Annotated in this window: 13 protein-coding genes, 1 tRNA gene and 3 pseudogenes; 13 read left to right on the top strand and 4 right to left on the bottom strand. The window is 64.6% G+C overall.

Annotated elements, in window-relative coordinates; translation table 11 throughout:
* Positions 1–54: 54 nt before the first annotated feature.
* Complete coding sequence (locus AC0ZJQ_RS01215) at positions 55–765, bottom strand: murein L,D-transpeptidase catalytic domain family protein (RefSeq protein WP_043299466.1); 711 nt, start codon at positions 763–765, stop codon at positions 55–57.
* A gap of 215 nt (positions 766–980) precedes the next feature.
* On the opposite strand from AC0ZJQ_RS01215, the gene AC0ZJQ_RS01210 reads away from it, so the two are divergent.
* The 4 genes from AC0ZJQ_RS01210 to AC0ZJQ_RS01195 all read left to right on the top strand — a co-directional run bounded on the left by AC0ZJQ_RS01210 (position 981) and on the right by AC0ZJQ_RS01195 (position 8,319).
* The gene (locus AC0ZJQ_RS01210; protein ID WP_476477231.1) at positions 981–2,579 is read left to right on the top strand and encodes a L,D-transpeptidase family protein; all 1,599 of its coding nucleotides are present in this window, start codon (positions 981–983) and stop codon (positions 2,577–2,579) included.
* 164 nt (positions 2,580–2,743) lie between these two features.
* Positions 2,744–7,447 (top strand): PAS domain S-box protein, encoded by a 4,704-nt coding sequence (locus AC0ZJQ_RS01205; protein ID WP_476477230.1) that lies wholly within the window; start codon positions 2,744–2,746, stop codon positions 7,445–7,447.
* Between the two features lie 68 nt (positions 7,448–7,515).
* The gene (locus tag AC0ZJQ_RS01200; RefSeq protein ID WP_008567572.1) at positions 7,516–7,824 is read left to right on the top strand and encodes a DUF2388 domain-containing protein; all 309 of its coding nucleotides are present in this window, start codon (positions 7,516–7,518) and stop codon (positions 7,822–7,824) included.
* 69 nt (positions 7,825–7,893) lie between these two features.
* Positions 7,894–8,319: an OsmC family protein gene (locus AC0ZJQ_RS01195; protein WP_008567573.1), complete on the top strand. Its 426-nt coding sequence runs from the start codon at positions 7,894–7,896 to the stop codon at positions 8,317–8,319.
* A gap of 72 nt (positions 8,320–8,391) precedes the next feature.
* Here the strand turns inward: AC0ZJQ_RS01195 and AC0ZJQ_RS01190 are convergent, their stop codons facing one another.
* Positions 8,392–9,495, bottom strand: a complete 1,104-nt coding sequence (locus tag AC0ZJQ_RS01190) for a TRAP transporter substrate-binding protein (protein WP_476477229.1) — start codon at positions 9,493–9,495, stop codon at positions 8,392–8,394.
* 253 nt (positions 9,496–9,748) lie between these two features.
* On the opposite strand from AC0ZJQ_RS01190, the gene AC0ZJQ_RS01185 reads away from it, so the two are divergent.
* The 4 genes from AC0ZJQ_RS01185 to AC0ZJQ_RS01170 all read left to right on the top strand — a co-directional run bounded on the left by AC0ZJQ_RS01185 (position 9,749) and on the right by AC0ZJQ_RS01170 (position 13,212).
* Positions 9,749–10,297 (top strand): TRAP transporter small permease subunit, encoded by a 549-nt coding sequence (locus tag AC0ZJQ_RS01185; protein WP_043299455.1) that lies wholly within the window; start codon positions 9,749–9,751, stop codon positions 10,295–10,297.
* Positions 10,290–11,666 (top strand): TRAP transporter large permease, encoded by a 1,377-nt coding sequence (locus AC0ZJQ_RS01180; protein WP_476477228.1) that lies wholly within the window; start codon positions 10,290–10,292, stop codon positions 11,664–11,666. The genes AC0ZJQ_RS01185 and AC0ZJQ_RS01180 overlap by 8 nt, the downstream gene beginning before the upstream one ends.
* A gap of 192 nt (positions 11,667–11,858) precedes the next feature.
* Positions 11,859–13,061 (top strand): methyltransferase, encoded by a 1,203-nt coding sequence (locus AC0ZJQ_RS01175; protein ID WP_476477227.1) that lies wholly within the window; start codon positions 11,859–11,861, stop codon positions 13,059–13,061.
* A 75-nt stretch (positions 13,062–13,136) separates the two neighbouring features.
* A tRNA-Thr gene (locus tag AC0ZJQ_RS01170) sits at positions 13,137–13,212 on the top strand.
* Positions 13,213–13,923: 711 nt separating this feature from the next.
* On the opposite strand, the pseudogene AC0ZJQ_RS01165 reads toward AC0ZJQ_RS01170, so the two are convergent.
* Positions 13,924–14,100: pseudogene (locus AC0ZJQ_RS01165) on the bottom strand (phage portal protein); the annotation flags it as partial.
* Positions 14,101–14,120: 20 nt separating this feature from the next.
* Here AC0ZJQ_RS01165 and AC0ZJQ_RS01160 point away from each other — a divergent pair.
* Together AC0ZJQ_RS01160 and AC0ZJQ_RS01155 are read left to right on the top strand one after the other, a co-directional pair.
* The gene (locus AC0ZJQ_RS01160; RefSeq protein ID WP_476477226.1) at positions 14,121–14,297 is read left to right on the top strand and encodes a hypothetical protein; all 177 of its coding nucleotides are present in this window, start codon (positions 14,121–14,123) and stop codon (positions 14,295–14,297) included.
* 81 nt (positions 14,298–14,378) lie between these two features.
* Positions 14,379–16,256: an acyltransferase family protein gene (locus AC0ZJQ_RS01155; RefSeq protein ID WP_476477225.1), complete on the top strand. Its 1,878-nt coding sequence runs from the start codon at positions 14,379–14,381 to the stop codon at positions 16,254–16,256.
* Between the two features lie 228 nt (positions 16,257–16,484).
* Here the strand turns inward: AC0ZJQ_RS01155 and AC0ZJQ_RS01150 are convergent.
* Positions 16,485–17,027, bottom strand: a pseudogene (locus AC0ZJQ_RS01150) (phage portal protein); the annotation flags it as partial.
* 56 nt (positions 17,028–17,083) lie between these two features.
* Here AC0ZJQ_RS01150 and AC0ZJQ_RS01145 point away from each other — a divergent pair.
* From AC0ZJQ_RS01145 to AC0ZJQ_RS01135, 3 genes and pseudogenes are all read left to right on the top strand, one after another.
* A protein-coding gene (locus AC0ZJQ_RS01145) for an IS3 family transposase (RefSeq protein ID WP_253165161.1) occupies positions 17,084–18,237 on the top strand; the annotation gives its coding sequence in 2 pieces (ribosomal slippage) (positions 17,084–17,330 and positions 17,330–18,237; 1,155 coding nt in all).
* Positions 18,238–18,610: 373 nt separating this feature from the next.
* Positions 18,611–19,399 (top strand): annotated as a pseudogene (locus AC0ZJQ_RS01140) (PAS domain-containing protein); the annotation flags it as partial.
* Positions 19,400–19,483: 84 nt separating this feature from the next.
* Positions 19,484–20,002, top strand: coding sequence for a methyl-accepting chemotaxis protein (locus AC0ZJQ_RS01135; RefSeq protein ID WP_237264004.1), 519 nt, complete (start codon positions 19,484–19,486; stop codon positions 20,000–20,002).
* The last annotated feature ends 62 nt before the right edge of the window (positions 20,003–20,064 follow it).

The raw sequence follows: 20,064 nt of genomic DNA, 5'->3' as shown, positions 1-20,064 counted from the left end.
CGGCCATGTGCCGGGCTTTTTCGTTCTAGCCAACCCGCCAGGGCGGGCGACAACTCAGCCGCGACGGGCCGCGAGGATGCTCGCCACCTGGTTCGGCTTGCAGTTCAGGTAGGCCGAGGATTGCAGCCACTGCTGGTCGGGATACCAGGAAAACATGAATTGCCCGCCCTTGAGACTATCGACCACCATCCGCGCGACTTCCGGACGCACCGCCGGACAACCCTGGCTGCGGCCGATGCGGCCCTGGGTGGCGATCCAGTCGGGATTCACGTAAGCCGCCGGGTGGATGACGATGGCGCGCTCGCGGGCGCGATCGTTGATGCCCGGCTCCAGGCCGTCCATGCGCAGCGAATAGCCATGCTTGCCGCTGTAGCTCTCGGCGGTGCGGAACAGGCCGATGCTCGACTGGTGGCTGCCCACCGCGTTGGAGAAGCGCGTGGCGTGGTTGTCGCCGGACTTCTGCCCGTGGGCGACCAGATCGCGCAGCAACAAAGTGCTGCGCTGCAGGTCGAAGATCCACAGACGCCGCTCGGACGAGGGCAGCGAGAAATCGATGACTGCAAGGCGCTGGGCCGGCGCGGCGCCGTTGTTCACCGCGCACTGCATGGCGGCAACGGCATGGGTCAGGACCTGGCGATCCAGCGTCGGCGCCACGCGAGCGAGGCTGTCGACCAGCGGTTGATAGACGGGAACGGTCGCCCAGACGGGCGCCGACAGGACAGACAGGCCTGCCAACAGGCAGAGTCGTCGCAGCAACGGACGCATGTAGAAAACCTCATCGGGCACGACCTTGCGACTTCCTGTCCGGCCGGCGCCTTATACTCGCTACCCCAAAGTGTAGCGACACAACTCGGGCCAGGCTGTCATCGGCCTGGCCCGACACGGTATGTTCTAGTGATCGGATCGACCTGCACCGCCGCCGCGGCTGGGGTCGAATGCCGCGCAGTCTAGCAGTCGAACGGTAGGTGGGGAGCGCAACGTTGTACAAAAAACACGCATTTCGTCTGGCTGCCGGACTGTTGCTGCTGCCGCTGGCGGCCCTCGCCGCGCCGACTGACGAGCCCGCCACCCCGCTGCGCACCGCCCTCGAACAGCTGCCGGCGTACTGCAGCGGCTATCTCCCACCGCTGCAACCGGCCGCCCGCGAGCGCCTTCAAGGATTCTACGCGCGGCAGGATTTCGCGCCGGTGTGGCGCTCCTACCGGCAGATCGACGGCCTGCTGCGACAGCTCGAACAGCTGGCCGACGACGGCCTGGCCCCGGCCAGCTACCACCTCGAACGCATCCGCCAACTCACGCATAGCGCCAGCGCCGCGCCGCAGCACCGGATCTGCAGCGATCTGCTGGCCAGCCACGCCTACCTCAGCGCCCTGCACGACCTGGCCCACGGCCGCCTGCCGCGCGAGCAGGTCGAACCGCTGTGGCGCAGTCCCGACTGGCCGGTCGAGGACGATCGCCAGGCCGCGCTGGAACTCGCCAGCAGCGGGCTGGACGACCTGGCCGATGCCTTCGCCCGAGCGCGCCCGGGTCTACCGCAATACCTTGCTCTGCGCGCCGCCTACGCGCGGCTGCGCAGCCAACCGCTGGCGCAGTGGCCGATCATTCCCGCCGGACCGACGCTGCGCCCGCAGATGCTCGACGCCCGCGTGCCGCTGCTGCGCGAGCGCCTGCTCGGCCACGCCGGCCTGGGCCTGGTCGGCGACGAGAGCCGGCGCTACGACCCGGTGCTGGTCGCTGCGGTCGAAGCGTTCCAGCGCCAGCACGGCCTGGAGCCCGACGGGCTGGTCGGTCGCGGCACGCTGGCGGCGCTCAACGTCAGCCCGGCCAGCCGCCTGGATCAGCTGCGCATCAACCTCGAACGCCTGCGCTGGATCGCCCGCGAAATCGAGCCGCGCTCGCTGCTGGTGGACATCGCCGGCGCCCGGCTGATCCTGCTCGAGAAATGCGAAGTGCAATGGCAGACGCGCACCCAGGTCGGCCGCGAGGCGCGACGCACGCCGCCGCTCAAATCCACGGTCACCCGGCTGACGCTGAATCCGACCTGGACCGTGCCGCCAACCATCCTGCGCGAGGACAAGCTGCCGCTGATCCGCGAGGACCTCGGCTACCTGGAGCGCAGCCGCCTGCGCGTGCTCGACGCCCAGGGCAACCGCCTCGATCCGCAGCACGTCGACTGGAGCAGCCCGCACGGCATCTACCTGCGCCAGGACGCCGGGCCGGAAAATCCGCTCGGACGGGTGGCGATCCGCTTCGCCAACCCCTTCTCGGTGTACCTGCACGACACCCCCAGCCAGCGCCTGTTCACCCAGGCGGCGCGCACCACCAGCTCGGGCTGCGTGCGTGTCGAGGGCGCGCTGCAAGTCGTCGACCTGCTGCTCGACGACCGCGAGCGTGCCGAAGTCGCGCGCCTGCTGGAAACCGGCGTCACCCACGAGTATCGGCTGGCGCGACCGATGCCGATCCTCATGGCGTACTGGACGGCCGAGGCGGACGAACAGGGCGAGCCGCAGTACCGCCCGGATATCTACCGCCAGGACGCCGCCCTGCTGGCCGCACTGAACCGCGCACAGCGCGACTGAACGGGCGTCGGCCGGCGGCTTTTGCCGGCTGCGCTTGAACCAAAGCGCTCGCGCGATAGTCTCTTGCTGACTGCCGCGAGGGCTGCGTGGCCCATGCGGACCGATCTACCGTCCGGCCACCCGATGGCTGGCTCAGCGCCATGGACAGCCGAGCAGAACACTTCTTGAACACCGATCACAGCACGCACGCCAGGGAATGGACCGAAACCCAGCGCCTGACCGCACTGGCGCGTTACTTCGTGCCGGGCAGCCTGTGCGAGACGGATTTTCACGATCTGCTCGCGCTCGCCGCCGAGCTTTGCGCGGCACCGGCGGCTGCGCTGCACCTCATCACCGCCGAACAGCAGCATTGCCCGACCGCCGTCGGCGCCGACCGCGCGACCGTGCCACGCAACGGAACGGCGAGCGCCTGGGCCATCGAACAAGCCGAGTCGCTGGTACTCCTGCAGGCCGACTGCCTGCCGGACGGCGTCGAGCTGCCACGTCTGGCCGACGGCACGCCGGCTGCCTCCTACGCGGCGGCCGTCCTGCGCACCGCCGACGGCCTGCCGCTGGGCACGCTGTGCGTGCTCGACCGCGAGCCGCGCGTGCTAGATGCGGCCGCAGGGCGGCGCCTGGAGTCGCTGGGCCGTCAGACGATGGCGCAGCTGGAGCTGCTGCGCGACCGCCACATCATCGACAGCGTAATCGACCACGCGGTCATCACGCTGGACCTGCAAGGCCGCATCACCAGCTGGAACGAGGGCGCCCATCGCATCCTCCACTGGGATGCCGAACAGATGCTCGGCCATTGCTTCAGCGAACTGCTTGCCGACCAGAACAGCCAGGACGAAACCAGCAAGGCGCTGCAGAATGCGCTGGCGCAGGGCTCCGCCGTACATCAGCGCTGGTATCGGCGACGCGACGGCAGCCGCTTCTGGGGCAGCGGCACGCTCACCGTACTGCGGGAGGGATCGCAACCGCACGGTTTCATCAAGATCATGCGCGACCTCACCGCGCTGCAGGCCGAGCAGGCCGCCACCCGCGCCGCCGAGGAGCGTTACCGCACGCTGGTCAACCTCAGCCCGCAGGTGGTCTGGCAGTGCGACGCGGACGGCGCGCTGACGTTCTGCAACAGCTACTGGAGCGACTTCACCGGGCTCGACGAGCAGCCCTCGCGCGGCGACGGCTGGCTCGCGGCGGTGGCCGAGGCGGAACGCACGGCGCTGGCGCAGCAGTGGCGGGAGGCGGTACAGGGCCGTCTGCCGTTCAGCCTCGACCTGCCGCTGACCGCCGCCGACGCCAGCACGCGCTGGTTCCAGCTGAGCGGCGCGCCGGTCTATGACAGCACCGGCTCGGTGCAGCACTGGCTCTGCGTCGCCCACGACATCGACAACCGCCGCCGCGCCCAGGCGCAGCAGCTGGAAAGCGAAGCCTTCACCCGCCTGCTGCTCGACTCGGCCAGCGAAGGCTTCTACTCCATCGACCGCAGCGGCGCCGTGACCCTGTGCAACCAGGCGTTCCTCACCCTGCTCGGCTTCGAAAGCCGCGATCAGGTGCTCGGGCGCCACCTGCACCGGATCATTCATCACAGCCACCCGGACGGCAGCGACTACGCGGTGCGCGACTGTCCGATCCAGCACACTGCCGTCACCGGCGAGCCGCGCGAAGTCGATTACGAGCTGTTCTTCCGCCAGGACGGCAGCAGCCTGCCGGTGGCCTACCGAGTCGCGCCGATCTACCGCGACGGCGAGCTGCAAGGCGCGATCTGCACCTTCACCGACATCAGCGAACGCACCCACGGCGACGCGTTGCAGGCCTTCCTGCTGGACATCAGCGACCGGCTGCAGGAGGACGACACCCAGGTCGACATCGGCTGCGTGCTGGATGAACGCCTCGGCCGGCTAACGCGCACCGACTGCATCGCCTACGGCCATCTGGAAGATGCCACCACGCTGGTGGTGAGCCGGCAATGGCGGGCCCTGAACAGTCCCGACCGGCTCGGTCGCCACCCGCTCGGCAGCAGCGCCGAGATGCTGACCCAGCACCTCGCGCAAGGCAGCATCCTAGTGCTGGAAAACCTGCTCGACGCCGCCGACGACCCGCAGCCGCGGCAGCTGCACGCCAGCCTGGCCAGCCAGAGCCTGCTGTTCGCCCCGCTACCGATTTCCGCGCAGGAGCCCAACCGACTGTTCCTGCTGTTCGCCAGCCGCCTGCCGCGTCACTGGAACCAGGCCGACGTCGCGCTGGTGCGCGAAGTGGTCGACCGCATCCGCAATGCCAGCCAGCGCGCCAGTGCCAACCGTGCGCTGCGCGAAGCAGAACAGCGCGTCAGCCTGGCCAACGAAATCGCCTCGATCGGCGTCTGGGAATACAACGACACCCATCACAGCATGCACTGGGATGCCCAGCTCAAGGCGCTGGCCGGGTTGTCGCCGGAGCAGCCGCCGCCGCGCGTCGACGAGGTGCTGGCGCGCGTACACCCGGACGACCGCGCCGAGCTGCTGGCCGCACTCGGCCGCGCACTGCAGGGCAAGGACGGCGGCGAATTCCAGCTCGACTACCGCGTGCTGGACACCCGGACCGCGCAGTTCCGCTGGCTGACCAACCGCGGCCGCCGCGTGCTGGATGCCAACGGCGAAGTGCGAATTCTCGGCACCGCGCGCGACATCACCGCCGAGCGCAATGCCGCCGAGCACATGCTGCGCATGAACGCGCTGCTCGAACAGCAGATCAGCGAACGCCGCCTGGCCGAACAGCGCCAGACCGCGCTGATCGAGCTGGGCGACCTGCTGCGCGAGCAGCACGACAGCCAGACCATCGCCCACGCCGCGGTCAGCGTCATCGGCGGCACGCTGGGTGTGGCACGGGTGCTGTTCGCCAGCATCGAGCCCGGCAGCCTCTACGCCACCATCGAGCGCTACTGGAGCGACGGTGCCTCGCGCGACAGCAGCGAGCGGGTGCATTTCCCCGACTTCGGCGACCTCTACTACGACCTGCAGAACAACGATCTGGTGGTGATCGACGATGTGCTGCACGACGCGCGCACCGTCGCCCAGACCGACCTGTACAGCGAACGGCAGATCCGCAGTCTGGTCTGCGTGCCGCTGTTCGAGCAGGGCCAGCTGGCCGCCGCGCTGATGTTGCTGCATGGCGAGCCACGCATCTGGCTCGACGACGACATCTCGTTCATCCGCGAGGTCGCCGATCGCGCCTGGAACGCCGACGAACGCATGCGCGCCGAGCGTGCGCTGCGCGAGAGCGAGGAACAGTTCCGCACGCTGGCCGACAACATCAGCCAGTTCGCCTGGATGGCCGACCCGAGCGGGCGCATCTACTGGTACAACAAGCGCTGGTACGACTACACCGGCACCACCTTCGAGGCGATGCGCGCGCTCGGCTGGCGCGCGGTCAACCACCCCGACCACCACGAGCGGGTCAGCGCCTCGCTCAGGCGCGCCTTCGCCATCGGCTCGGTCTGGGAGGAGACCTTCCCGCTGCGTGGCAAGGACGGCATCTACCGCTGGTTCCTCTCCCGCGCGCTGCCGATTCGCGACGATTTCGGCCAGGTCACCCAGTGGTTCGGCACCAACACCGACATCACCGCCCAGGTCGCCGCCGAGGAGGCCCTGCGCGAACTCAACGAAAGCCTGGAGCGCCGCGTCGCCGAGCGCACCCGCGAGCTGGCGGCGATCAACAGCCGCCTGCATATCGAGATGGCCGAGCGCGAGCGCGCCGAAGAGGCGCTGCGCCACGCGCAGAAGATGGAAGCCATCGGCCAGCTCACCGGCGGCCTGGCGCACGACTTCAACAACATGCTCACCGGCGTACTCGGCGCGCTGGATCTGATCCAGCGGCGGGTCAACAACGGCAACAGCGCAGACCTGCACCGCTACATCGACGCCGCGATGACCTCCGCCAACCGCGCCGCGGCGCTGACCCATCGCCTGCTCGCCTTCGCGCGTCGCCAGTCGCTCGATCCCAAGCCGGTGGATGTCAATCAGCTGGTGGTATCGATGGAGGACATGCTGCGGCGCACCATCGGCGAACACATCCGCCTGCACACCCAGCTGCAGGCGGACGCCTGGCTGGCGTATACCGATGCCCACCAGCTGGAAAACGCCCTGCTCAACCTGGTGATCAATGCCCGCGACGCCATGCCGAGCGGCGGCGACCTGCAGGTGCGCACCCGCTGCGTGCAGATCGACAGCGCACAGCCGAACGGCCCGGAACCCGGCGACTACGTGGTGCTCAGCATCGCCGACAGCGGCGCCGGAATGTCCGCGGAGGTGATCGCCAAGGCCTTCGATCCGTTCTTCACCACCAAGCCCATCGGCCAGGGCACCGGCCTTGGCCTGTCGATGGTCTACGGCTTCGCCAAGCAGACCGGCGGCCACGTGCACATCGACAGCACGCCGGGCGAAGGCACGCGGATCACTCTCTACCTGCCGCGTAACCACAGCGCGCTGGCGGAAGCGGCGGGCGCGCCCGAACCCACCGAGGTGCCGCAGGCGCAGCATGGCGAGACGGTGCTGGTGGTCGAGGACGAAGCCGCCGTGCGCATGCTGGTGATCGAGGTGCTGCACGAGCTGGGCTATGTCGCGCTCGAAGCCTGCGACGCCGCCACCGCCCTGCCCTACCTGCAGAGCGAGCAGCGCATCGATCTGCTGGTCAGCGACTTCGGCCTGCCCGGCCTCAACGGCCGCCAGCTCGCCGACCTCGCGCGCCAGCAACGTCCGCAGCTGAAGGTGCTGTTCATCACCGGCTATGCGGCGGACGCCACGGTACGCGGGGATTTCCTCGGCCCGGGCATGGACATGCTGGCCAAGCCGTTCAGCATCGATGCCCTCGGCCAGCGCATCCGCCAGCTGATCGAGCGCGACGGCTAGGCCAGCGAAGCGGAACTCGGCCGGGGCGGGCGGACTCTTAACAGCACGCACACTCGGAGGTGTCGATCATGCGACATACATCACTGGCGATACTGGCGTTCGCCGCACTGCCTCTCGGCAACGCCCTGGCTGACGGTCTGGTCCGCGACCTGCTGTCCTCGGGCGCGACAACCGCCTCCACCTACCTGACCTTCAAGGACAACAAGCTGGTCCTGCCGGCGCGCGAGGATGCCAGCAGCTTCGTCGCCAGCGATGGCGCTATCCGCGGCCCGCATCTGGAAGCGCTGCTGCGCCAGCTGCGCACCGAGCAGCCACAGCTGCAGGCCAGCGACATGGAACTGGCAAGCGCGATTCTCGCCGCCGAGCCGACCCACTGAGCCACGCACCGCCCGGCGCCCGTTGCCCGGCGCCTGCATTTTCGTCCACCCATCGTAGGAGGATTGCACGTGAAGAAGAGCGCATCGGCCGTCTGGCAAGGCGGCCTGAAGGACGGCAAGGGCACCATCAGCACCCAGAGCGGCGCGCTGAAGGACAACCCCTATGGCTTCAATACCCGCTTCGAGGACGCCCCGGGCACCAATCCGGAAGAGCTGATCGGCGCCGCGCATGCCGGCTGCTTCTCGATGGCGCTGTCGTTGATGCTCGGCCAGGCCGGGCTCACCGCCGAGCGTATCGAGACCCACGCCGAGGTAACGCTGGACAAGGATGGCGATAGCTTCAGCATCACCGCCGTCGACCTGACGCTGAAGGCGAAGATTCCGGGGGCCAGCGACGCGCAGTTCCAGCAGATCGCCGAGCAGGCCAAGCAGGGCTGCCCGGTCTCCAAGGTGCTCAACGCGCGCATCAGCCTGAACGCCACCCTGCTCGGCTGAATGCGGCGGTCCCGGTTGCACAAATGAAAACGCCACGGCGCAGGCCGTGGCGTTTTTCGTTGCGGTCCGCAATCAGCCGCGGATGTTGTAGATGTCCTTCTCGTTCAGCTCGGCGTAGGCGTACAGCCGCTTGAGATAGGCGCGCTGCTGCTCCCAGACCTTGCTCGCCGCCGGATCGGCCGCGGCGGAAGCATCGACCACTTCGGCAGCGACCTCCTTGAGCCGCGCCAGCACTTCGTCGGGCAGCCGACGCACTTCCACGCCCTGCTCGCGCAGTTGCTCCAGCGCCTCCATGTTCTTGGCGTTGTAGTCGTCGAGCATGTCGCCGTTGACGTCGCGCGCGGCGGCGCGAACGATGGCCTTCAGATCATCCGGCAGGGTTTCCCAGGCCTTGAGATTGACGTCCAGCTCGAAGGTGACGTTCGGCTCCTGCCAGCCCGGCGTGTAGTAGTACTTGGACGCCTTGTGCAGGCCGAGGGCCAGGTCGTTGTACGGGCCGATCCACTCGGTGGCGTCGATCGCGCCGGTCTGCAGCGCGGTGAAGATCTCGCCGGCCGGCATGTTGACCACGGTGCCGCCCATCTTGGTCAGCACTTCGCCGCCCAGGCCGGGAGTCCGCATCTTCAGGCCCTGGAAATCCTCGACCGAGTTGATTTCCTTGTTGAACCAGCCAGCAGTCTGCACGCCAGTCGCGCCGCAGGCCATCGGCAGCACACCGAACGGCTTGTACACCTCTTCCCACAGCTGCATGCCGCCGCCACGGTGCAACCAGGCATTCATTTCCTGCGCATTCGGGCCGAACGGCAGCGCGCAGAAGAACTGCGCGGCCGGCACCTTGCCCTTCCAGTAGTACGGCGCGCCGTGTCCCATCTCGGCGGTGCCGCGCGAGACCGCATCGAATACTTCCAGCGCGGGAACCAGTTCGCCCGCCGCATAGACCTTGACCTTCAGCCGGCCGCCGCTCATTTCGTTGACCAGCGTGGCGAAGCGCTCGGCACCGACGCCGACGCCGGGGAAGTTCTTCGGCCAGGAGGTGACCATCTTCCAGTTGAAGGTCTGCTGCTCGGTGGCGGGGGCGCCGGCGGCTGCGGTCTTTTCGCTCTTGTCATTGCAGCCGGCCAGAGCGGTGGCGGCCAGGCCGACGCCCGCGGCGGCGAGAATGTCACGACGTTTCATGTGGTGCTCCTTGTTGTTTGTCTTATTTGCACAACGACTTGGCTGAACACGACCGACCAGGCAGGACCGCGCGGGGCAACGCCCCGGCGCCAGGACCGGCAACCGTGCAAGCAAGGTGAAGAAAACTAGCGATATCTGCGGCTCAAGCCTAGTCCATCCCGCTAAAAGTCGTATGCCGATTGCTGCAAAGCGCCACTACTGCAAGAATCCTTCTGCGCAACATTCCTTGCGACCCCACAAGAAGGACTCACCAATGTCCCATGACGCCCCGCCGCTACTGCGCGTGGCTGGCTTCATCGATTCGCTGAATCGGCGTTTCGGCCAGCTGTGTGCCTGGTTCACGCTCTTCCTCGTTGCCGGTACCGCGATCGTCGTGGTGCTGCGCTATGGCTTCGGCATCGGCGCTATCGCCCTGCAGGAGGCCGTTATGTATGCCCATGCGCTGGTCTTCATGGGCGCCGCCGCCTGGACGCTGCAGCGCAACGGCCATGTCCGCGTCGACATCTTCTACCAGAAGCTGGTTTCCCGCCGGCAGGCGATCGTCGATGGCCTCGGCCATGTGCTGTTCCTGATCCCGGTCTGCCTGTTCCTGGCCTGGAATAGCTGGGATTACGTCGCCAACTCCTGGGCCACGCACGAAGGTTCCAACGAATCCGGCGGCCTGAAGTTCGTCTACCTGCAGAAGAGCATCATCCTGGTGATGGTCATTAGCCTCGCGCTGCAAGCCGTCGCCGATCTGATCAAGCTCGGTTACCGCCTCGCCGGCCGCCTGCCGCAGGATGAGGAGGTGCAGCATGGCTGAGATCATGGCAATCGCACTGTTCGTCGCCATCTGCATCGCGCTGATGTCGGGCTATCCGGTGGCCTTCACCCTCGGCGGCATGGCACTGCTGTTCGCCGGCGTCGGCGTGGTCACCGGCACGTTCGACGTCGGCTTCCTGCATGCGCTGCCCAACCGCATCTTCGGCATCATGAACAACCAGACGATGCTGGCGGTACCGCTGTTCGTCTTCATGGGGGTGATGCTGGAGAAATCCCGCGTCGCCGAAGACCTGCTGGAATCCATGTCGCGGCTGTTCGGCACCCTGCGCGGCGGTCTGGCGATCTCGGTGTGCGTGGTCGGCACGCTGCTCGCGGCCTCGACCGGCATCGTCGGCGCCACCGTGGTGACGATGGGTCTGCTGGCCCTGCCGACCATGCTGCGCCGCGGCTACGACCCGGCGATCGCAACCGGCACGCTGGCGGCCACCGGCACGCTCGGGCAGATCATCCCGCCGTCGATCATCCTGGTCCTGCTCGGCGACGTGATGTCCAGCGCGTTCCAGCAGGCGCAGCTGAAGATGGGCATCTTCTCACCGAAGACCGTCTCGGTCGGCGACCTGTTCGTCGGCGCGCTGCTGCCGGGGCTGGCGCTGGTCGGCCTGTACATCGTCTACCTGATCATCATCGCCATCTTCCAGCCGAAGAAGCTGCCCGCGCTGCCGCAGGAAGAGCTCGGCCCGATCGAATGGGGACGGCTGATCAAGGCGCTGCTGCCGCCGCTGGTGCTGATCGCCGCCGTGCTCGGCTCGATCCTCGCCGGCTATGCGACGCCCACCGAAGCCGCCGCCATCGGCGCGCTGGGCGCGACGGCGCTGTCACTGGTCAAGCGTCAGCTGAGCTTCAGCCAGTTGAAGGAAGTCGCCTTCGGCACCACCGAGATCACCTCGATGGTGTTCCTGATCCTGATCGGCGCCTCGCTGTTCTCCCTGGTGTTCCGCGGCTTCGGCGGCGAGGTGCTGATCGAGGACGCCCTGCATTCGCTGCCCGGCGGCGTGCTCGGTGCGTTCCTGGTGGTGATGCTGGTGATCTTCCTGCTCGGCTTCATCCTCGACTTCATCGAGATCATCTTCGTCGTCGTACCGATCGTCGGCCCCATCCTGCTGGCGATGGGGCTCGATCCGATCTGGCTCGGCGTGATGCTCGCGCTCAACCTGCAGACCTCGTTCCTCACTCCGCCGTTCGGCTTCTCGCTGTTCTACCTGCGGGGCGTCACTCCGCGCAGTGTGCCGACGAGCACCATCTACAAGGGTGTGGTGCCGTTCATCGGCATCCAGTTGCTGATGCTGGTGATCGCCTATCTGTGGCCGGATCTGATCACCTGGCTGCCCGAGCAGGTGTATGGCCGCTAGTGGTCTGTGCGGTTAGTTGGTGCCAAGTGCGGATGCAACGCCGTATCGGGGCCATGGGCGCCGAATTGATTAACTGAATCAACCAACCGCTCACTAGCCCCCAGCAACGCCCGTCGACGACGGGCGTTGTGCCTTGCACGCGTCGATCGCCGTTACAATCGGCGCCCGCCCGACCGACCGACACTCACACCGATGCGCGCTCACGCCAGCTTCACCGATCATTTCCTCGCGCTCGATCGCTTCCTCACCGAGCACCAGCCATTGTGGCGGCCTCGGCCTTTCGTGCAGCACCGGTTGGAATGGGAAGCCACGCATCCGCAATTGGCCGCCTGGCTGCGCGCACGCTCGCTGGCCGACGCCGAAGCCGCACACAACCAGCCGAGCGAACTCGATGCACCGGCGCCCTTCCCCCAGCTGGCGGCCGAGGCACGGGCGTTCAGCGACCTGGCGGAACTGCCGGCCCACCCGCTGCCGGCGCCGGACAGCCGCCTGCAGGTCGACGTTCCCGGGCGCAAATGGCAGCAGATCCGCGCGTTCGCCGCGCACCTGCAATTTCGCCAACCCACGCACCACTGGCTGGATTGGTGCGCTGGCAAGGGCCATCTGGGCCGCCAGCTGGCGCAGGACGGCAGCGCCCTGACCTGCCTGGAATGGGACGCCGCGCTGGTCGAAGACGGCGCCCGTCTCAGCCGACGCCTGGGTATCGATGCCCGTCATCTCCAGCAGGACGTGCTCGGCGCGGACTGCGCCGCGCACCTGCATGCCGACCACACGCCGGTCGCCCTGCACGCCTGCGGCGACCTGCACGTACGTCTGCTGCAGCTGGCCATCGCCGCCGGCGTGCGCCAGCTCGCCATCGCACCCTGCTGCTACAACCGGACCCAGGCCGAGCGCTATCAGCCGCTGTCACGGGTCGCGCAGGACTCCAGCCTGCGGTTATCGCGCGACGACCTCGGCCTGCCGCTGACCGAGACCGTCACCGCCGGCGCCCGCGAACGCCGCAACCGCGACCAGTCGATGGCCTGGCGGCTCGGCTTCGACCTGTTGCAGCGCCGTCTGCGCGGGCAGGACGACTACATGCCCACCCCCTCGCTGCCCAGCGCCTGGCTGCAGAAAGACTTCGAACGCTACTGCCGCGACCTCGCCGCACTCAAGCAGCTGCCCGAGCCAGGCACCGAAGACTGGCCGGCACTGGAACGGGCCGGCTGGCAGCGCCTGGCCGAAGTGCGCAACCTCGAACTGCTGCGCGGCCTGTTCCGCCGCCCGCTGGAAGTCTGGCTGCTGCTCGACCGCGCGCTGCTGCTGGAAGAAAACGGCTACGCGGTACGCCTCGGCCGCTTCTGCACCGGCGAACTCACCCCGCGCAACCTGCTGCTGCTCGCCGAACGCCACTGATCTCCGAAGCCACGCAAGTGCTTGGCAGAGAACGGTTTACTCGCCGCGCGCAATCGCTATAATGGCGCCCGGTTTGCCGGTATAGCTCAGCTGGTAGAGCAACTGACTTGTAATCAGTAGGTCCCGGGTTCGACTCCTGGTGCCGGCACCACGAATACCAAGGCTTCCAGCCCTATAAAGGCTGATGCCGACGCAGGCTAGCGTAACAAGCCACGTAACAAGCAGAACCGTCGCGTACATGCGCACGCGCCCCACACGTGAGGCTGTTTTCTCAGGTAGTGGGGGGTCTGCAAAAAGAGTAATTTCCGTAACATCCGCCGAGAAACGGGCGCAAAGCCCTGATTTGCAAGGCTTTTCCGGCGATGGCAAAAGGTAACTTACAAGTAACATAAAGGTAATCTGGTTACTCTTTTATAGGGTGATATCGGGCCTCTAAAAAAGCCTTCAAAATCAGCACCTTAGAAAAAATTACCTTTTTGATTACCTCTAGGTTACCTCCCTTTGTAATCTCAGAAGCCCCGAACGACGCGGCCTCCAGGGTCGGTCCACAGCCAGATTGCAGAAATTACTCTTTCTGAAAATCGCCCCCCATAAGCCCATAGCCCGGACACAGCATGGGAGCGTCCAGAACCGCTCTTCCTGCAGGGAAACGCAGGGTTTTGCTCTACCTCATACCCATCCACCAGCCCACTGCCTGAGCCGCGTAGAGCTGTCCGCAGGCGCGCAGAAAAAACGACACATTTAGCCCGGGGGCGTGGCGGGGGGACGAGTGCGCGCGCCAGGTGCTGACCGGGGCTCCTGGCCTGGCGAGCAGGCACAAAAAAGCCGCCTCGAGGGCGGCGTGGGTGGTGCGAGTGAAGGGTCAGCTGGCGGTGGCCGGTAGCTCATACGACCGGAAATGGACCACCTCCTCCCCCAGCCAGTCATTGATCTGAGCCAGCCTGGCCTGCACCGGCTCCAGCTCATTGATCGCCCACACCTGGGCAGCGTCACGGATCTAGCCGATGCCCCCCCCCGCATTCTTCGGCACGATGCCCAATCGCCGACATCTAACACCGAATGCCCATCATTCTGGCCACCGAGCAATTCGGCCGCTGGTTGTCACCCAGTACCTGCACCGAGCAGGTCCACAGAGCGACCGCGCTCAGCCGCCAAGCCTTCCGCCGCCCACCCAGTAACACCGGACGTCAGGAACACCTCAACGACTACCCCGAACCGGTGCTGGCGATTGAGTAGCCTTCAGCTTTTTTATATAATTTTCATTTTTTTGCGCCAAATACATGGCGGAATCAGGAAGCAATAAAACAGGGGAAGCTGGTGAAACTAGAGTACCGCGCGGACATTGATGGTCTGAGAGCGATAGCCGTACTGGCTGTTGTTCTGTTCCATGCGAACTATGGACTGTTCAAAGGAGGGTTTGTCGGGGTTGACGTGTTCTTCGTCATTTCCGGCTTCCTCATCACAAGCATCATCCTCAAGAGCAATGAGTCCCCCAGGCAGTTCCTGAAACGCTTCTATGAAGGCAGGATTCGCAGACTGCTGCCGCCGGCAATTCCTGTGATAGTGCTCACCACCATCGCTGGTTACCAGCTGTTGTCCGCAGAAACCATGGAGGAATACTCCAAGAGCCTCATTTCCTTCATTGGCTTCGTATCCAACTGGTTCTTCTGGGATATCGCTGGCTACTTCGACGGCCCCTCCCACGCAAAACCGCTGCTGCATACCTGGTCGCTGTCCGTCGAGGAGCAGTTCTACCTGTTCTTCCCAATCCTCGCCCTGCTGCTGATGAAGAAAGGTCGGCAGTTAGTGCTTGGTGTCACGCTGCTGATCATCGCAGTATCCTTCCTGATCAACCTCTACTTCGTCCTGACCAACGACCTGAACTCCGCCTTCTTCAACTCCCTGGGGCGCTTCTGGGAGATGGGTATCGGTGCAGCGCTGGCCTGCGGGATGTTGCCCCCCCCCAAGAGCTATGCCGCCAAGAGCGTGATCGGTGTCATCGGCCTGGCCGGCATCCTCGGCAGCATCTTGTTCCTTGACTCCAAAATCGCGTTTCCCGGGGCCTGGGCATTGATCCCCACCATCAGCACCGCAATGGTCATCTACGCCCAGGGCGGTATCGCTGCACGGGTCCTTTCCCTGAAGCTGATCGTCGGTGTGGGCCTAATCAGCTATGCCCTGTACCTGTGGCACTGGCCGATCTTCGCCTACCTGAACATCTACCTCATCAAGCCAACCCCGGAGCAATTCGCCCTCGGCATTGCGGCAGCCATCGCGCTGGCCACCCTTTCCTACTTCGTCATCGAAAAACCCATCCGGGGACGCAAAGTACTGCCTTCGCGGACTCAGGCGTTCGCCGGATTCGCAGTCAGCATGTGCGTGTTCGGGGTGGTGGGCTTCGGTGGCACGTTGACTGAAGGCTATCCGTCGCGACTCTCAAACACTGCAAACCAATATGTACAGCACAAAAAGATCCAGCTGGCCACGCAGAGAAGATCCGCTCTGATATCAAAATGCTGGGTTAACCAAAATGCGGATATTTCGGAGACTGCAAAAAAATGCATCACAGAGAGCTCCAAGCCTCAATTACTATTAATTGGAGACTCCCATGCAGCGCAGTTCTACGCACCGATCAAAAAATCCTTTCCCAACTACAATGTGAACCTTCTTGCATCCAATAGTTGCACACTAGCCCACCATAAAATTGATCTAAAAAGAAAATCCTGTCTTGCCCTGATCGACTACTTAGATAATATAGAAGACAAGAAATTCGACGTTGTAATAATGACCACTAGAGCGCTGCTTAGGGGGGCAGTACTAGAAGAATTCGAAAACAGAGCAATGCGTGTTGCAAAACATGCAAGTGTCTATGTTCTTGGTCCGGTGCAATTCTACCAACCAAATATGCCGACAATTTTCGAGAAGGCATCGGGAAGCAAGCCCCCGCTGCTTATAGCTGCTGAATTTGACGCTGCCGTACAAGACGCCCAATTTGAAAGCGACTCTCGTTATAGAGATCTATTCATGGGGCAAAAGGGCATAAAATACATTTCTTTGCTAAGCAGCATGTGCCCCAATGGCAAATGCAAGCACTTCGACAAAGATGGCTGGCCTATTCTAATCGACAACAGTCACATGAGCTTGGAAGCAGCAACTGAACTGATTGATCGAATCAAACCTCAGTTCAACCTGTAATGAGCTGAAAAGCCCCGCAGTTGCGGGGCTTTTACTTTCTACTGGCACGCCTGCTGCACCGCCACCAGCTTGCCACGGCACGGCCCCTCCACCTCCACGCGCACATTGCGCTGTTCCGGCTCGATCGCCTGGTCGAGCGCGCGCCAGGTGCTGGCCGGGGGTCCTGGCCATGGCGTGCAGACACAAAAAAGCCACCTCGTGAGCGGCTTGGGTGGTGCTCCTGGTAGATCAGCTGGCAGTAGCCGGCATCTCATACGGCCGGAAGCGCACCACCTCCTCCCCCAGCCAATCGTTGATCTGCAGCAGCCGAGCCTGTTCTGGCTCCAGCTCGTTGACCGCCCACACCTCGGATGCGTCGCGGATCGAACCGAAGCCACCCGCGTTCTGCGGCACCACCCCCATGAGCTGGGGCGGGATGCGCAGCATCGCCAGCTGGTCGTCGCGGCTGATGTTCTTGATCGCGCCGAAGTCATCCTTCGCCGCCACCTCGCTGATCGGGATCAGCTGCAGGCCGTCCTTCTTGCCGTTCGGCGCGTACATGAACAGGTTCCGGAAGTTGCCCGGGCCCTTGCTGTTCTTCATCGCGTTGCGCAGGTCGGTGACGAAGTCCTCGTTCTGCGCCGCGTCGGTCATGTACAGGATGAAGCCGGCATGGCTGCCGTTCTGGTAATACTTGCGGCGGAACAGCGTGGCGCTCTCGTTCAGCAGCGCGCTCTGCAGCGCCGGCAGCCACTCAGGCAGGCCGTAGACCTCCTGGTTGATATCGGGTTCTACCCCGTTAGCACGGACACTTTCAAGTAAGCTCACACCGAGCTGAAGGAGTGTTCATGAAGCGCAAGAAATACAGTCCCGAGTTCAAGCGGGAAGCCATCGAGCTGGTTCGTCGTTCAGGGGCCAGCTGCCGACAGGTGGCCCTAGAGATTGGTGTGGCTCCCAACCTGCTCACCCGCTGGGTTCGGGAGGCGCAACCAGGCACTGAGAAAGTCTTCCCTGGAACGGGAAGTCCGCGGGATGAGGAGCTTGCCCGTCTCAAGCGCGAGTTGGCCCGAGTAACCAAGGAACGTGATTTTTTAAGAGACGCGGCAGCGTACTTTGCCAAGGAGTCATCGAGCGGTACACGGTGATCCAGCGCTGCCGCAACGAGTACCCGGTACGATTGATGTGCCGTTGCCTGAAGGTTTCTGCCAGCGGCTATTACGCCTGGCAGGATCGTGAACCAAGTGCGCGAGCTCAGGAGAATGCGCGCTTGGTGAAGCGCATTCGGGAGATTCACGAGGACAGCCGGGGCGTGATTGGAGCGCCACGAATGCACGAGGATTTGCTCGACGAGGGCGAAGTCGTCAGCCTGAACCGAGTTGCTCGCCTGATGGCGGCTGAGCGAATTCAAGGCTGGCCACGCCGGAAACGACGTGGCTTTGGAAGAGCCGTCAGTGGCCGCCCAGCAGGCGTGAAAAACCTGCTGGAGCGCGATTTCACCGCGCAGGAGCCGGAGCGCAAGTGGGTCACGGACATCACGGAAATAGCCACACTGGAAGGCAAGCTTTTCCTATGTGTGGTGCTCGACTTGTACAGCAAGCTGGTGATCGGTTGGTCGATGCATCACCGCCAGGATCGGCAGATGGTGATTCGAGCAGTGGAGATGGCGATTTGGCAGCGCCAGGGTGACTGGTCAGTAATCCTGCATTCGGATCGCGGTAGCCAATTCACCAGCACCGACTACCAGCGCTTTCTGAATCGCAACACGCTGGTCTGCAGCATGAGTGCCGTCGGGCATTGCGGCGACAACGCAGCCTGTGAAGGCTTCTTCGGTCAGCTCAAACGGGAGCGGGTTGCCCATCAGTCGTATCGAACTCGTGATGAAGCACGGGCGGATTTATTCGACTACATCGAGCGGTTTCATAACCCACGAATGCGTCGTAGAGTCGCCAGGCAAGATCTGAAGTTTTCAGCCCTTTTCAAACCGTCCGTGGAAACGGGGTAGAACCCACCGAAATATATGCACACGACGATTCTGTGGGCCCTAGATGCCCACTGTTCGACTCCTGGTGCCACCACGAACACAAAGGCTCGCAGAAATGCGGGCCTTTTTCGTTTCTGCCGGAAGTCGAGCGACCCTTTCGCCGGTTCGAGGCGTCGTTCCGCGCATACCCGAGCAACAGCTTCCGCCGGTTTCCGCCGTCTCCCTCTCCCAGGCAGCCCCCGCTTTGCCTTTTCCCTATCGCATGCCCGATAGCCCGATATCCGCGTGCCGAGTTCTACGCTGTACGAAGTTCTATCATTTCTATACACGAAATCAATTTGTATAGGATTTGTAAAGGATGTAGCCTGCCCATCCATCAGACCCGGAGCCAGCCATGCCTGTCAGCTTCGGGTGGTTGCATCGACCAAGACAGGCCATCGGAGTACTTACTCGCATGTTCATGCGCACTCGCACATTCAAAGACACCCTGCGTGAATGCCAGGCGCAGCGGGCGGTATTCGAGGCCGAGTACGTGGCGCTGCGCAGTGCCGTGGCGACCATCGAATTCAGTCCCGAGGGGCTGGTGCTGCAGGCCAACCCGCTGTTCCTGAACCTGCTGGGTTTTACCCTGGAGGAGGTCAGCGGACGCCAGCACCGCACGTTCTGCGATCCCGCCTACGCACAAAGCCGCGACTACAGCGCCTTCTGGCAGGGCATGCAGCAGGGTCGCAGCGCGACCAATCTCATGCAGTGGATGGCGAAACAGGGTCGGCAGGTGTGGCTGCAGGCCAGTTACGTTCCGGTCCGTGAAGCCGGCGGCAATGTGCAACGCATCGTCATGCTCGCTACCGATGTGACCGAGCAAACGCTGCGTGCGCAGGCGGACGCCAGCCGCATGCAGGCGGTCGAGCGCTCCTCGGCGGTGATCGAATTCGATCTGCAGGGGTTGGTCGTCAATGCCAACGCGAATTTCCTGCAGGTCATGGGCTATCGCCTGGACGATATCCGGGGCAAGCACCACCGCCTGTTCTGCGACCCCGAGGAAGTGCAGAGCGACACCTATCGCGACTTCTGGGCCCGGTTGAACCGGGGTGAGTTCAGTACCGGCCTGTTCCGGCGCCTGACCAAACAGGGCCGAGGCGTCTGGCTCCAGGCCACCTACAACCCGCTCTACGATGCCCAGGGCCGGCTGTATGGCGTGGCCAAGTTCGCCTCCGACATCACCGCCAGGGTCGAGCAGCGGGACGCCGAAACCCGCGCGGCGCAGATGGCCTTCGAGACCTCGCGGCAGACCGACGAGTCCGCGCGGCAAGGCGCCGCGGTGGTCCAGCAGTCGGTCAACGTGGTGCAGAGCATCGCCGACGAACTTGCGCAGGTCGCGCAGGCCATCGGCGCGCTGAGCGCCCAGTCGGAGGAGATCGGCAGCATCGTCGGCGCGATTCGCGGCATTGCCGAGCAGACCAACCTGCTGGCGCTCAACGCGGCCATCGAGGCGGCCCGCGCCGGCGAGCAGGGCCGCGGCTTCGCGGTGGTCGCCGATGAGGTACGTAACCTGGCGCAGCGCACCAGCCAGGCGACCGTGGCCATTACCGAGGTGGTCGGCAAGAACCGCGAACTGGCCCGGGTGGCGACGGAGAACATGCAGGCCAGCACGCGCAAGGCGGAACAAGGCGTCGCCCTGGCCAACCAGGCCGGCACGGTCATCCTCGACATACAGCACGGCGCGCAGCAGGTCGTGGAAGCCATCGGTGAGTTCGCCCAGACCCTGGCCTCTCCGGGACACTGAGCAAAACCACGACTCCCGTGCCCCGGGCTGCCTGCGGCTCGCGCTCGGCAGGCGAGCCGCCA

Source organism: Stutzerimonas sp. 21-1, assembly GCF_056336065.1.
Note: the sequence above shows the minus strand (reverse complement) of the source record. Positions and strands in the feature narration are given on the sequence as shown.

Bases quoted from the DNA above. Each gene is read 5' to 3' on its own strand.
- AC0ZJQ_RS01135 (WP_237264004.1), top strand. From the start codon at position 19,484: ATGGCCTTCGAGACCTCGCGGCAGACCGACGAGTCCGCGCGGCAAGGC.
- AC0ZJQ_RS01200 (WP_008567572.1), top strand. From the start codon at position 7,516: ATGCGACATACATCACTGGCGATACTGGCGTTCGCCGCACTGCCTCTC.
- AC0ZJQ_RS01215 (WP_043299466.1), bottom strand. From the start codon at position 765: ATGCGTCCGTTGCTGCGACGACTCTGCCTGTTGGCAGGCCTGTCTGTC.
- AC0ZJQ_RS01175 (WP_476477227.1), top strand. From the start codon at position 11,859: ATGCGCGCTCACGCCAGCTTCACCGATCATTTCCTCGCGCTCGATCGC.
- AC0ZJQ_RS01185 (WP_043299455.1), top strand. From the start codon at position 9,749: ATGTCCCATGACGCCCCGCCGCTACTGCGCGTGGCTGGCTTCATCGAT.
- AC0ZJQ_RS01180 (WP_476477228.1), top strand. From the start codon at position 10,290: ATGGCTGAGATCATGGCAATCGCACTGTTCGTCGCCATCTGCATCGCG.
- AC0ZJQ_RS01190 (WP_476477229.1), bottom strand. From the start codon at position 9,495: ATGAAACGTCGTGACATTCTCGCCGCCGCGGGCGTCGGCCTGGCCGCC.
- AC0ZJQ_RS01160 (WP_476477226.1), top strand. From the start codon at position 14,121: ATGCCCATCATTCTGGCCACCGAGCAATTCGGCCGCTGGTTGTCACCC.